At 46.4% G+C, this 13,898-nt stretch carries 16 protein-coding genes; all 16 read right to left on the minus strand.

All coding sequences use genetic code 11. The features are described from left to right. Positions 1-13: 13 nt before the first annotated feature. Entirely contained in the window at positions 14-412 is a 399-nt protein-coding gene (locus GPL15_RS18560) for a zinc ribbon domain-containing protein (protein ID WP_215700191.1), read from the minus strand. Between the two features lie 63 nt (positions 413-475). Then, positions 476-2,890 carry a zinc ribbon domain-containing protein gene (locus tag GPL15_RS18565; protein WP_215700192.1) on the minus strand — a complete coding sequence of 805 codons (2,415 nt, stop codon included), beginning with the start codon at positions 2,888-2,890 and terminating at the stop codon, positions 476-478. A gap of 126 nt (positions 2,891-3,016) precedes the next feature. Continuing rightward, entirely contained in the window at positions 3,017-4,858 is a 1,842-nt protein-coding gene (locus tag GPL15_RS18570; protein ID WP_215700193.1) for a hypothetical protein, read from the minus strand. Positions 4,859-4,939: 81 nt separating this feature from the next. Next, on the minus strand, positions 4,940-5,638 hold the full coding sequence (locus GPL15_RS18575; RefSeq protein ID WP_215700194.1) for a zinc ribbon domain-containing protein: 699 nt from the start codon (positions 5,636-5,638) through the stop codon (positions 4,940-4,942). 13 nt (positions 5,639-5,651) lie between these two features. Further along, the gene (locus GPL15_RS18580; RefSeq protein WP_215700195.1) at positions 5,652-6,755 is read right to left on the minus strand and encodes a tetratricopeptide repeat protein; all 1,104 of its coding nucleotides are present in this window, start codon (positions 6,753-6,755) and stop codon (positions 5,652-5,654) included. A 16-nt stretch (positions 6,756-6,771) separates the two neighbouring features. After that, positions 6,772-6,894 carry a hypothetical protein gene (locus GPL15_RS27790; RefSeq protein ID WP_275950510.1) on the minus strand — a complete coding sequence of 41 codons (123 nt, stop codon included), beginning with the start codon at positions 6,892-6,894 and terminating at the stop codon, positions 6,772-6,774. A gap of 42 nt (positions 6,895-6,936) precedes the next feature. Beyond that, positions 6,937-8,922, minus strand: a complete 1,986-nt coding sequence (locus tag GPL15_RS18585; RefSeq protein ID WP_215700196.1) for a serine/threonine-protein kinase — start codon at positions 8,920-8,922, stop codon at positions 6,937-6,939. A gap of 19 nt (positions 8,923-8,941) precedes the next feature. Beyond that, on the minus strand, positions 8,942-9,685 hold the full coding sequence (locus GPL15_RS18590; RefSeq protein ID WP_215700197.1) for a PP2C family serine/threonine-protein phosphatase: 744 nt from the start codon (positions 9,683-9,685) through the stop codon (positions 8,942-8,944). 20 nt (positions 9,686-9,705) lie between these two features. Further along, on the minus strand, positions 9,706-11,253 hold the full coding sequence (locus GPL15_RS18595) for an FHA domain-containing protein (protein WP_215700198.1): 1,548 nt from the start codon (positions 11,251-11,253) through the stop codon (positions 9,706-9,708). 104 nt (positions 11,254-11,357) lie between these two features. Beyond that, positions 11,358-11,672 (minus strand): WXG100 family type VII secretion target, encoded by a 315-nt coding sequence (locus tag GPL15_RS18600; RefSeq protein WP_215700199.1) that lies wholly within the window; start codon positions 11,670-11,672, stop codon positions 11,358-11,360. Between the two features lie 70 nt (positions 11,673-11,742). Next, positions 11,743-12,045, minus strand: coding sequence for a WXG100 family type VII secretion target (locus GPL15_RS18605; RefSeq protein WP_215700200.1), 303 nt, complete (start codon positions 12,043-12,045; stop codon positions 11,743-11,745). Between the two features lie 152 nt (positions 12,046-12,197). After that, positions 12,198-12,509, minus strand: coding sequence for a hypothetical protein (locus tag GPL15_RS18610; protein WP_215700201.1), 312 nt, complete (start codon positions 12,507-12,509; stop codon positions 12,198-12,200). 9 nt (positions 12,510-12,518) lie between these two features. After that, complete coding sequence (locus GPL15_RS18615) at positions 12,519-12,848, minus strand: WXG100 family type VII secretion target (RefSeq protein WP_215700202.1); 330 nt, start codon at positions 12,846-12,848, stop codon at positions 12,519-12,521. 12 nt (positions 12,849-12,860) lie between these two features. Then, on the minus strand, positions 12,861-13,166 hold the full coding sequence (locus GPL15_RS18620; RefSeq protein ID WP_215700203.1) for a WXG100 family type VII secretion target: 306 nt from the start codon (positions 13,164-13,166) through the stop codon (positions 12,861-12,863). Between the two features lie 14 nt (positions 13,167-13,180). Next, on the minus strand, positions 13,181-13,540 hold the full coding sequence (locus GPL15_RS18625; RefSeq protein WP_215700204.1) for a hypothetical protein: 360 nt from the start codon (positions 13,538-13,540) through the stop codon (positions 13,181-13,183). A 104-nt stretch (positions 13,541-13,644) separates the two neighbouring features. Continuing rightward, on the minus strand, positions 13,645-13,893 hold the full coding sequence (locus tag GPL15_RS18630; protein WP_215700205.1) for an EsaB/YukD family protein: 249 nt from the start codon (positions 13,891-13,893) through the stop codon (positions 13,645-13,647). Positions 13,894-13,898 lie beyond the last annotated feature (5 nt).

The raw sequence follows: 13,898 nt of genomic DNA on the forward strand, positions 1-13,898 counted from the left end.
TCCCCTATTATGTTCAGTTCATCTTAGTGCCGCATTTACGGCAGAATTTCGGCGCGGCATCGTAGGTCTGACCGCAGTTCGGGCATACCAGAACCGGCTGCTGCGCGTTCTCGCCCGCCCCTAAAATCTGCTTTTCGGATTCATTTAAACGAACCACCTCTTCTTCCTGTATGCGGATGATTTCCTGTTTTTCGTTGATCAGGTTCAGTTTTTCACTGATCGTTTCCAACGTCACGTTTCCTGTAACATTCCATTCCTGATATACCAGTTCTCCAATTTCCTTTTTCAGAGTTTCAATCTCACCTGACAACGTTGAAATATAGGTTTTGATCTTATTAATCTCCAAAAATGTGGAAGTTTTAACGTTCAGCATCGTTAAGCCCTTTGAAAATGAATTTTTAATGTCTGCCATTGCCTTATCCTCCTGTGAATATAAAGTTTTATTTTAATTATATATACAGCAAATCTGCCGCAATTAGTAATTTAAATCGTAGCTTCCGATTCCATCTTTTATCCATCTGACGTCCTCGTCTATTTTCTTCGTCTTCTTGCCGTCTTTTACGGATACCAGTTTTAAATCGCCTTTGTGCCGCTTGCTGCTGTAATCCACGATAGCGGCCACATACTGGTCATCCGCAGGGGCAAAAAATGCCACATCATCAATCAGCTTAACTGGTTTTTTGCCGTCATAGCGGCAGAGGGTGCCGCTGCTGTTGGTCTTGCTCTTTTCTTTCAGATAATAAGTATCTTTACTGTCTTCATCATAATAAAAGCAGAAAACATCCTCATCAATCTCTTGGCCGTCGCAATACAATGTGCCCTGGTTCTTCTCGGAATCATAGTCTTTGTAATAATACATCTTCCCGCCTTCAGGAGATCTGGATACGTAATCTTCCCCCAGATCATCATCAATGGATACGGCCTTTTCCACACCTGTATCAGAATATTTCATGGAAAACAGTTCATGATAAGTCAGCCCATAAGTCTCATCATCCCAAGTATAGCTGGTTGCGAATATTGTCTTCGTTTCCGTGTCCACAACATAGTTCATATCGCTTTCGTAAGTAAACGGCAGCGCTTTTCCGTCGATCAGCAGATAGCCGTCGATCCCGTCTTTTCCAATGTCATTATACGCCTTTGATATAAAGTCTGTAACATCAGAAATGCTTTCGATTTCCGACATCTTCATCGTGGGGAACGTCACCTCATCCCAGCTGTATGTATAATAAATATAGTCATAATAACCGATATCTTCCGGGCTGACGGCATTCTTTACCAGTTCATGTTCCGTTCCGTCATACGCGTAAATGTTTTCGGCATCGCCCAGGTAGGAAGATACCTCAGTCTCCAGTTTAGACCGTATTTCATCCCGGGCCTCTTTTTCACGGTATTCATCCATTGCCGCATTATAACGGTCATAATCCGTAACCGTTCTGGTTCCGCCAAACCAGCTCTGCTCCTGTTTCGTGTAGTTCTCTTTCAGCGGCTGCTGCATGGCTGCATCGGAGGCGGCCAGATCATCAATCACAATATCGTCAATCGTAACTACCGGATCCGTCGTTTCGGAATAGAAGATGCCTGCGCCGTCATTATAACTGCCCAGCAGATTTGCGTCGGAAGCCACCTTCTCCTTATCCTTTAAATTCTTGATGCAGTAAATATCCGTATCCTTTGTGTAATACAGGGTGTTTAAATCCTCTGTGTAAAAGTAAGAGAACTGAACGTCTGAATCAAGCTTTTCCTTGTCTGCGTCCGGCTTTATTTCCCTGTAATACATATCATTTTCATCTGTAATAAACAACAATGTCTTACCGTCTTCGCTGACGATGTATGTATAGATATTTGAACCGACTTTTTCCTTTTCATCCGTCTTCAGATCATAAATGTACACCGTGCTGCTTCCTTTTTTATAAACGACTTTATTATCATCCGTGATTTTAAAGGAACTCACATCACTGTCGATCTTTTCCGTAGTATCGTTTTTATCGCTCTGTTTCTTCTGATTAATGTAAGAAAGTTTTCCGCTGGAACTGCTATAATCTTCCAGGAAGAACAAATATTTCCCATCCTTGCTCTCAATAACCTGGTTTACAGCATAATATACCTCATAATATTCACTGTTTTTTCCAACGCCTTTGGAAGTAACCTCCAGCCCTTTTCCCGATTTCACATTATACCGGTAAATCCCGCTGTCCTTAACATATGTAATAGAAGGAACATCTTTGCTTCCGCCGCCAAAACGGCTGATCCCAAATACCGCCGCCCCGATTACCACTGCCGCCGCTGCGATTCCGCCGATGATAACCGGAAGTTTTGATTTTTTCTTCGCCGGAACCGGTCCGCCCTGGGGAACGGGAGCCTCCTCATGAAGGTTGGCGCCGCAGTTCTGGCAGAACGCATCCGACGCGTCATTTTGGGTTCCGCAGGCAGGGCAGAAGATTTGTTCCGGCTGCTCAAAAACAGGATTAACCGTTTCTTCCGGCACCGGATCTTTTTTCAGTTCCACCGGCTGGGATTCATTTAACGGAGCTCCGCAGTTTTGACAGAACATGCCGTCCGGTTCATTTTTCATGCCGCAGTTGGGGCAGAATATGGGATCGTCTAATTTTACGGTAACATAATTCTCTTCTGATGGCGGGTTGGCTGCCGGTTCCTCCCATGCGGGCGCCTTTGATTGACCTGAAGAGGGTAATGGTTCAGATATTCCCTCATCCTCTGACGGCGCAAATGGTTCTGCCGCCTCTGTTTCCCCTGTCACATCAGCCGGATTTGCCTCTTCTTGAAGCACCGCCTCAGGTGCCAACGCCTCTGTTTCCGCCTTTGTTCCACATTCACAACAAAATAATTCATCGTCTCTCATTTCATTGCCGCAATTTCTGCATATTTTCATACTTGCCTCCTTATTCCGCATCCGCTGACTTTTTGTCAGACGGCGGATACTTCTTTTGTTATTTTAAACCAGCATTAAGTCCGCTGTCTTAATCAATACCAATAACTTTTATTATAATAATAAAACTCAGTATGGCAGAGCACCATAATACCCCAAACCGTCTTGGATCAAACTGACATCCTCATCTATTTTCTTTACTTTCCCACCCTCTTTTAAAGGTATCAGTTTTAAATCCCCTCCGCGGCTCTCAGCGCTATAGTTAACCAAAGCAGCCACGTACCGTTCATCCACAATGTTGAAAAATATCGCATCATCAATCAGCTTAACCGTCTTGCTTCCATCATAACGGCATAGCGTTCCATTGCCACTTTTGCTCATTTCCTTCAAATAGTAAAGCAATTTGCTGTCTTCATCATAGTAATGATAATATACATCCTCATCAATCTTTTCACCATTACAATATAATACCCCATTCCGCGACTTACCATAGTCCTTGTAATAATATAGTCTTCCTCCTTCTGAATGCGGTAATAAAATATCCTGACCCAACTCATTATCAATAGAAACTGCTTCTCCAACTCCACTATCCGTATATGTCACAGAAAAAAGTTCGCTATAATCTTTTTTGTCGGATCCGGGATCTTCGCTGAACCGAGCCCCATAAATGATACCAGCTTCTTCATCCGGTCTGTACTCCACACTACTTTCATAGGTAAACGGAAGTGTTTTACCATCAGCTAAAAGATAAGCTTCTATGCCATCTTTACCTATAGTTTCAAATTTCTGTGATACATACTCAGTTATATCTTCATAACTTTCAATATCAGCTATATTGATCCTGGGGAGCTCTACTTCCTCCCACTTGAAAGTATAAGACAACCGGCTGTATGATCCCAACATTAAAGGGGTTACAGCGTTCTTTAACAATTCATGCTCTACGCCGTCATAAGAATATAGATCCGTACAGTTTTCTAAATATTGCTCTATTTCCGCCTTCAACTGTTTTCTTATCTCATCACGGCCCTGTTTCGCGCGGTATTCTTCTTTAGCTGCGCTGAATGCTTCTTCATCTGTAACCATAATAGTTTTTCCTGTAGAAGTTTGCTCCAGCTTTGTATATTTTCCAGGCAGCGGCTGTGGCATTTCAGCATCAGAAGCAGCCAAATCGTCAATCAAAACTGCTTCACTGGCAATCGCCGGTTCCGCACTCCGGGTATAATAAATCCCCGCATTGTCATTATAGCTTCCGATTGGGACTGCGTCTGATGCGACTTTTTCCCTATCCTTTAAATTCTTGATACAATAAATATCCGTATCTTTTGTATAATAAATCGTATTTAAGTCTTTCGTATAATAAAAAAGTTTCTCAACATCCGAATCAAGCTTTTCCTTGTCAGCATTTTCTTCAATCTTTTTATAGTAAATATCAGAATCCTCCGTTATGTACAACAATTTTTTTCCATCCTCACTGACATCAAAAGCAGTAACACCAACTCCCATTTTTTCTTTCTCATCGCGCTTTACATCATACATGTACAAAGCCCCGGTACCGTCCTGCAGATAGACCACTTTACTGTCGCCTGCCGGCTTAAAAAATTCAACTTCACTATCGATCTTTTCCCTGGAATCATCCTTTTCCTTTTGGTTTATATAGCAGAGTTTTCCTCTATGACCGTCATACTCTTCAAAGAAATATGCATATCTCCCATCTTCACTCTCTTCCACACCATTTACAACAGAATATTGAATATACCATTTCTCATTTTCGCTAACAGCCCTTGAGGCAAGCTTGAGTTCTTTTCCCGATTTCACATTATACCGGTAGAGTTCATTATCCTTTATATAGGAAACTGAAGGAACCTCTCCTTTACCCCCGCTGATACGGGTGATACCAAATGCCGCTACTCCTATTACAGCAGCTGCCGCTGCTATTCCTATCACTAACACCGGAATTTTTATCTTTTTCATCCTTTCACTTACCTCCTCATTCTGCCGAAATTTTACTGACATGGGCCACATACTTCTCTTAACAGTGTTCCAGTCTAAGCATTACTGCTGCTTGATGCCAAATATCGGTTCCGTACTCTCCGGCTCCATCGTTTCTTCTATGGAACCCTTCTCCACACCATCGCGCTTATCTTCTTCGCCCGTTTCCTCTGTTTCCGCATCTTTTTCATCTGTCTTCCCGGAATCAGTCACTTTTTCGTCAGTTTCCTCCGCTTCATCCTGAATCCCCGCCTTCTGATTGAACAACGGGCTGGACTTCCCACCAATCATCGGGGCCGCAAACAGGTAAATGCATATCCCCGCAGCGCAGGCCGCTATAAACAATACTGCGGCAAGGGCTGCAAACAGCCCTGCCCTGCTCTTTTTCTTCACCGTCGGATTCTGCCTCCCGGGCTGTGGAACCGGCGGCATCGGCATAGGCACCGGCGGCGGTGACGGAGAGATAACCGCTCCTGCCTGCCGCTCTCCCTGAGGCATGAGCACTTCCGTTTCATCTCCATACTCTTCCGGGGACAGATATTCGGTATCTCCCGATACATCCGGCAATTCCCCCACTCTGAGCCCGCATTTCAAACAGAATTTGCTGCCCGGCAGCAGCGGATGGCCGCACCCGGCGCAGACCTGGCCTTTTGGCGCCCCTGATTCCTGCTGTATCTTCTCCGGCTGATTTACCGGGTTTCCGCATTTAGGGCAGAATTTACTTCGGTCGGCTATTTCCTTACCACAATTTTTACATATCATCGCCAAACCTCCTTTAAGCAATCGGAATCGCAGAGTTTCCTGCCCCCGAAATAAAGCCATAAACGCCATATTCCTCAGAAGCAGTGGTCACAAATTCATTCTCACTGTGCTCCCGGGATACGGCTACCACATACTGGCTGCCATTTCTGTTCTGTACCACTCCGTTCATAGGTTCCGCAATCCCATTTGAAGCTGTATAGTTAAATGTATTCGTTTCATTGTTCTGCATATGAACCAAAGTCATGGTTCCATTTTCTTTCCCTCTGGCAAATGTTCCGCTGGTGCGGGCTGTATAAATAACAGCTCCCCCCGGAGAATACTTGGTAAATGTCACGGTTCCGCTTCCGTCCGGCGCATCCCCGCTCCACTGGCCTTCATAGATGTTTGTGCTCTCCGCATCCGTTTTGATCCAGATACCGCTGCCGTCCCTCTTTCCTTCTTCCAATTTTCCGTAATACAGCGCTTTGTTATTAAAAACAGCCACGCCATTTCCCGAAGCCGAAGGATAAGTGATTCTGTCATTGGCCGCCATTAAAAGCGTCTGATAATCAGCCGTATTCATGATATCTTTCACGTAATCCAGATTTCCCGATTCACAGGCTTTGTACAAACGTTCCAGGATATCACGGCTCTGCCGGTCTAATTTTTCCTGATCCTTCAGCTCGTCGAGCTTCTTTTTTATCTCCCTGTCTCCGGTTGCTTCATAGAGAAACTCAAGGATCTTCTCAGCCCGCTCATAGTCGCCGTCTTCCATGTAAGTCTCATACAGCACCAGAACCACATCTTCCAACTGTCCCGAAATTTCCCGGTCCCTGGTGTTTTCATAACCTGCGGCCAGGATCTGTACGGCTTCTTCCTGTTTTCCCATCCCCTGATAGGCGGACGCCAATCCAAGGTAAGCATCCGCCCTCTTAGGCTCTATCTTAATCGCTGCCTGAAACGCAATCACTGCCTGTTCATAATCCATCTGATCCATGAACTTTTCAGCCCGGGCCAAATGGCGTTCACCAATAAAATGATTCACTTGGTTCGAAAAGCGGAAAGAAAGCACAAGCCCGCACACAACGCCTGAAATCAGTATAATCACCGTCAGCAGAACCTTATACTTTGTCTTCATTCCCTTCTTCCCCCTTTTATCGTACGTTTCCATGCTCCTGTTCGTATTTTAACGGAAATACATGGAACAAAACCGCTGTAATCAACGATGCCCCCAGAAGGATAACCCCTCCTGCTATCATCAAAGTCCCTAAAGTCATTGTATTCCTCCATGCCAGAGCGTTTTTCACTCGCTCCTCTTTCTACAGCCAGCCGCCGCTTTTCAACTGTTCAATCAGCCCTTCCAACTGCTGGAGCTGGGTGGTGTCGCTGTTTTTATCCACAAGGCTCACCGCTTTCTGATATTCCTCATAAGCTGCCGTAAAATTCCTCTGGTCCTCCGGCTTTCCATTTTCTATCATGATATAAAGCTGGGCCAATAAGGCATGAGGCACATAATCAGACGGGTACGCGGTCTGGTATTTATTAAGAACCTGGGCCGCTGATTCATATTCTCCTGCATACTGGTATGCGGTAAATGCGTTCACATACAGATATTCCTTCTGGATTCCCGCTCCCACCACCTTCATAAAGCCTTCAGCCGCCGTAATCATGTCGTCCCTGTTGTAATTTTGTTCAACCGCCCTTCCATAATAGGAGGCCGACTGCATTTCCAAAAGTACCGTGTTGCTCTGCATGCCTTCCTGTCTGAGGGCGTTGTCTATGGCTGTAATGGACTTGGTATACACATCCTCAATCCGCTCAGGATCATGTTCCGGTAGTTTGGCGCTGTCCCGGTACGTGGTTGCCAGCGCGATATAGGCTCTTCTCATCATCTCCGGGGCTTTCGTCTGGCCGATCACCTTTTGAAAGGTTTCCTCCGCCTCCTGGTATTTGCCCTGTACATAGTAGATTTCACCGGCCACATAGAGGGAAATGTCCTGGGTGTCATCCTGTTCAATGATCTGATTAAGAATCTTCTCTGCCTGGGATATCTGACCCAAACGCCCCATACACACCGCATAATCCCTCAGATTATCGATCTTCATATCCGTTCTTTTTGCCGCTTTATAAAAATAATCACCGGCTTCAGAATAATTCTCAAGTTCAAAATAAGAAGAGGCCAGGGCCAGCAGAAGATCGGGATCATCCGGGAAATCAGCCTGGTTGGAAAGGGAGAATTTAATGCATTTCTCATACTGTCCGTCCAGATAAAGGGCGTAAGCATATTTTCCGTAAGCTTCCGGCCTTTTGGGATCGATATGGCTGGCCTCCTTCAGATATTCCATGGCGTCCTGCGGCGCTTCCTCCATGCAGTCCTCCGCCGCTTCCAGATAGTTCAGGTACTTTTCCGTTTTTTCCTTTCCAAGCTGTATGAACCCTCCGGCCAGAAGCCCGAAAGAGCATAAAAACATGGCGGTTAATGTCAATGTCCTAAGCAGTTTATTGCGTTTATACCTCTTATATTCTGCGTCAAATGTATGTATATTGTTTAAATCGGCCAGCAGTTCATCGACCGACTGATATCTTTCATTCTTATCCGGGCGGATACATCTGGAGACGATATAATCCATGCCCACTGAGATGTTCGGATCCATTTCCCTCAAAGGCTTTCCGCAGAACGGCTCTTCATTGGGCCCTTTTCCGGTCAGGATATGGTACATGGTGATGCCAAGGCTGTAAATATCCGTCCTGGCGTCCGACTGGCTCTTTCCGAACTGTTCGGGCGCTGCATATCCCCGGGTGCCAATATAGGTGGTGTCGTCCGTATTGCCGCTCTTATACTCCCTGGCGATGCCGAAATCGATCAGTTTCAGCCTTCCGTCGGGCTGGAGCATGATATTGGACGGCTTCATATCGCGGTAAATGATGGGAAACGGCCTGTTATTATGCAGATACTGAAGCACCCGGCAGAGCTCTGTGAACCAGTAATAGGCCACATTTTCCGGCGCGCGGCCCTGGCCCTGAAGCCAGACATCCAGCGCGACCCCTTCCACAAAATCTTCCACGATGAAGACATTATCCGCCTCGTCAAAAATGTCGTAGATTTTTGGCAGCATATCATGATCCAAATGAATCAAAATGTCCGCTTCCGCCAGAAAATCCAGCTTGACTCCCTGGTTCTTCGATACGCTCTTCACCACAAGCTGTTTCTTCGTCCGGATCTGCTCCGCTAAAAAGATTTCCGACATTCCGCCCTGATTTATTTTTCCAATCATTCTGTAATTCTGTGCAAATCGTGGATCCATACTTCCCCTTTATCCTCTGTTACTCAATCCGAACCATCACCGCCGACAGGTTATCAGGCGCCGAATTATCATACACCTTATTCCTGATCCGCTCCATGGATTCGCTCAATTGTCCTGTCCGCAATGCATTTCTCATCTCTTTTTCCAAAAATCCCTGCGGGCAGTATTTATAAATACCATCGCTGCATAGCAAAAATATCTGTTTCTTTTTCAACTGGTCTGTGCGGGCGTGACAACTGATCTGATCCCCCACCCCTACGGCCTGAACCAGTTTCCCGTAGTTCATGTGGCCCTTGATTTCCTTTGCGGAATAAGCCTGAACCGTCTGAGGCAGGTTCTCCCACACGTCGTCCGCCGTCAGCTGGCGCAGCCGGAACCCCTTATTCATATAGATCCTGCTGTCTCCAACACTTATTATACCATAATATCCGTTATGTATCAGAATAAGAACAATCGTAGATCCACAGACTTCACCCGCAGGGGTCGTATTCCTGATATACTCGTGAGCCTGATACAAAACTTCCTTGAGGGACATCATGAGGCGGTTAAAATCCTGATTCGCGCCCGGCAGAAATACCTGTGTCCACCAATTTTGATAGGCCTGGGCCAGATGGCGGCTGGCCCTTTCCCCGTGCTGGTGGCCTCCCATGCCGTCAGCCACCAGAAACAATCCGGATCTGCCCTTCTGCAAAACCCGGATCGCGTCCTGATTCATCCCTCTCTTTAATCCGCAATCACTAATCCCTCTGCTGTTTATCTCCATATCATCCTTCATTTCAAATTCTAATGAATTTCCAATTTTAATGTTAACCTTCCCAATGTGAGGATACATCCTGAATAGACCTCCGCATCGGTCAAAACCCTGCTGCCGTTCACAAATGTTCCATTGGAGGAATTTAAATCCCTGATATAAAACTTACCGTTTTTAATGAATATTTCACAATGCCTGCCCGATACCGATTTATCATAATCCAGCACCATCTGGCACGCCTCCGGCTTTCTTCCGATCACCACCGACTGGGCCAGCGGGCATTCAAAGGTGCGGGCCAGATTCTTCTGGTCTGCCAGGCAGAGCACATATTTCCTTTTATCGTCCCAAAGCATCTGGGTGCTGTCATTTCTTTGGCCGCCCCTATTCTGCTCCAGCCATTCCGTTTCCTGCCTCCTGTCGGACGGCCCTGGTTCATTTACCGGCGGATTGCCGTTAAACGGTTCAAATGTCTCCCGTTTATTCTTCTTTTTGACAACTACCACCACCAAAACAGTGATGCCAGCCATAAAAATGAGCACGATCCCCAATCCGGCCGCCAGCACCGCAAATGGTATGTTCCCGTCTTCCGGCTCATCTTCTTCCTCTTCTTCGGTTTCAGGAACAGGTTCAGCATCTGTTTCCGGCTCCGTTTCCTGTTCTTCGGTCTCCGGCTCCGCCGCAGCCCCCGCCTGAACCATAGGCATCCGCACCTCCGCCATGGAGGCCACATCCCCCTCTGAGGTATGGAAGGTGATCTGTACCGTTTTAACCGAACCGTCGCACTGGTCTGCGTCCGGGCGGGCGGTGATTTTAAGAATATCCCTGTCACCGGCCAAGTCTGTCACCACCGTTATGGGGTCTTCCACCTCATCCAGCAGATAAGACCGTCCATTGCTCATGCGGGACAAGGCGAACATGTTCTTTAGCTGCCCGCTGTTATCCTTATAAGTGCATCCCAGAGTATAGATGGGATATGGCTTCTTACCGATCAGGTCGTATAATTCCTCTTTGGTATAGCCGATGGTTTTGTTGTCCACCCCGTCGGAAATGATGATGATCCGCTTAAAACAATCATCTTCCGCCTGATCCAGCTCTTTTAACAGATCGTACAGCACATCGGTCAGATAGGTCTCCTGGTCCTGATAGCTGATCCCATCCACAATCTGCTTGATCTGGGCGTAGTCATTGCTGTCCTGAATCAGATACTGAATACTTTCACTGAATGTGGCGATTGTAAACTGTTCCCTGTCCATCCGGTCCGCCACGATGTCCTGAATCATCTGGCTGATTAAGGGCCGGTATTTCTCCGTCACCGACAGGGAATTATCCAGAAGTATCATTGTTTTAAGAGGTATCTCCTGATCTGATACAGGGCTGCTCTCCACCTGGCCGCAGAGACCGGTTCCAATCTGGAAATCCATACTCTCCACGGTTCCGGGATTTTGTACATACATCACGATCTGGCCATCCTTGGTATCTGTGCTGAGCACTGCCCCCGGATCTGCGGCAGAGGCCGGCATAACAGACGCTATGGCCATTGCCGCTGCCATCATAAGCGCTTTTAAACCTGATTTTTTCATACTCCCTCTAATTCCGCCGCATAAACGGCTTTCATTTATTATCGGATACCAGAAGAGCCAGGCGCTGTCCTGGCAGCTCCCGGCGCTTCAAAACACCTCATATTTTACTGGATCACATCTCCCAGAAGTCCGCCGGATTCCTGAGTGTTGGCATTTTCCGCATCCTGATACGTTCTCGCCATGTCATTTAAGTCTGTGACATGTTCCTGGATCATGCGGTTCATGCGCTCGATATCATCCTGAAGCTGGGTGAATTTGTTCACATAAGCAGCGGATGCTTCTCCCTCCCATACGGTTGAAAGATTTTTTACTGTGCTCATCATTTCTGAGGTCAGGCTGCTGACAGTCCTGCCGGAATTTCCAAAATTAGCTGCGCCTTCGGTTAATTTTTCAGGGGTTACTTTTAAAATGCCTTCCATAATTTATCTCCTTTTCTGGTCTTGTCTGGTTTCTATTGCTGTCTGACAGCTTCATTTCCGCGTTTCATATCTACTTATAGGTTCTGGATGATGCGATTTCCTGGTTTTTCTGCTCTGCCTGCTCGTATTTTGCGGCTATGTTTAAAAGGGCGGTTACATACTGGTCGATTGCGGACGCAAATGCACTCATCTGGCCCTTGTCATTATTGAACGCGTTGCGGAACGCTGCCTGCGCCTGGCCTTCCCACATGGACGCTAACTGGTTCTCGTAGCCTTCAAGGGTTCCGATTTCGCTTTTTAATCTGTTGTTTAAGCCTGTTAATTCATCGGCCTTCCTTCTTAATTCTGATGCTGTTACTGAAAATGCTGACATATTATTTGTCCTCCTCTTTTTATATTAAACCTCAAGGCATTTTGGGAAATGCCTTCACGTTTTACTTTAAACCCTCAAGGCATTTTAGGAAATGCCTTCACGCCTTACTTTAAACCCTCAAGGCATTTTCGAAAATGCCTTAGCCCTTTACTTCAATAATCTCTCCTGCTGGCAATCCGCAGCGCTTCCATCTCCGCATCATAAATCCTTTTCGCTATCCTGCGGATATCGCCCGCCACCCGGTTCAGTTCCTCCGATGTAGCCGCTATCTCTTTTTGAAGCATCGCCCCTTTTCTGATATAAGCGCCTGCGTTTTCCCCCTTCCAGTTTTCTGAAAGCGTACCCAGTGAATTATCAAGAGATGTATTGGCAAGCTTTTTCAACTGATCGGCCGAGGTTTCCAGCCGCTCTGCCTGTCTGATGGCAGTTCTGAAATTAAACCTGATCTCTGATCTTGAACTCATAACGCCCTCCTAAAATAATACATCTGTGGGAAGTTCACCGGCAATTGCCTGGACCTCAGCTTCGTTGGATGCATAAACGCCTGCGATCTGCTGTAAATCCGCCGGATGTTCACTGAGACGCTTGATGATCTCATCGATATCATCCGACTGGTCTTCAAACAGCCTTCTGTGAAGATCCCCGGCCTCCCCGATCCAGTAGGAAGAAGAAGCTTTTACCGTCTGTTTTAAGGTATCAAAATCCCGCTTCATTCCCTCAATTTCTTTTGCGGTTTCCACCGCCTTATTGTTTAAAACATCTGTGGATACTTTAATATGTACCCCGGAAGCAAGTAATCCCATCTCTTCCCCTCCTTAGATCCGTATGGCCGCGATTGCAGCGCTTACGGAATCTTCACATTTCTGATATTCCGCCTTGGCGTATTCCATACATTTGATCAGTTCCTCCAGGGTTTGATAAAGTGTCTGAAGCGCCATATAGTCATTGTTAAACTGTGCATTGAAAATTTCATGAGCCGGCCCTTCCCACATGCCCCCCAGCTCCTGGATTCGTTCCTGCATCCGGTCTGAATGGCTTTTCAGTGAATTAAGGGTGCTCCTCAAGGTATCAATGTCGCTGTTCAGTGAAGAAATCGTAACTTCGATCGTACTCCCCGCCACTGCTTTTACCTCCTTTAAATAACTTCCATCCGTTTCAGGCTTGCAAAAAGATTTTTAAACCGGCTGACATCGAATTCAGCCGCTGTGATCATCCCTTTCGGCTGTTCATATTCTGTCTCGATCCGTTCCTCACTCTTTTTGTAGCACTCCGCAATTTGGGATAATGCCTGTGCCATCTGGCTCATCTGCATCTGCTTTTCTTCCAGGTCCGCCAGTTTCTTTCGGATGTCTCTCCTCTGTTCATCGAGATAAGACAGGCTTCTTAACGCGGCGTCCACGCTTTTTAAGGTTTCCGCCTCCTGCTCCATCCGCAGGCTTAACACTTTTAAGTTGTCACTGGTCTCTAATAATGGTTCAATTGTTACTTTAAACACTGTCTCATCTCCTTGTATCCATATAATAGCAGAATGCGGCGGCCAGGTTATAAAAAGCTGACCAACTGCACATTTATCATGACAAACGACCATTTTACCCTGATTTATATCAGCATCAGACGCCTGCCGTTTATTATCTTATACTGTTTTAAATCAGCCTCCGGCGAAAGGATTTCCCTGCTGTCCATACAGCACAGGTTTAACCTGCCCTGTATCCCCTCTAAACCGCACCGCTCCTTCTGGCAGATCATCTCCACCATCTCAGGAATCAGCACGGATATGGGAACCTGTTCATCCAGGCTGAAATCATAAGTCCTTCCCAGGGAAGGCACCGTTACATCTACCAGAACCATCTTTC

Origin of the sequence: Clostridium sp. MCC353 (assembly GCF_018785315.1) — a bacterium.
GTDB lineage: Bacteria > Bacillota > Clostridia > Lachnospirales > Lachnospiraceae > CHH4-2.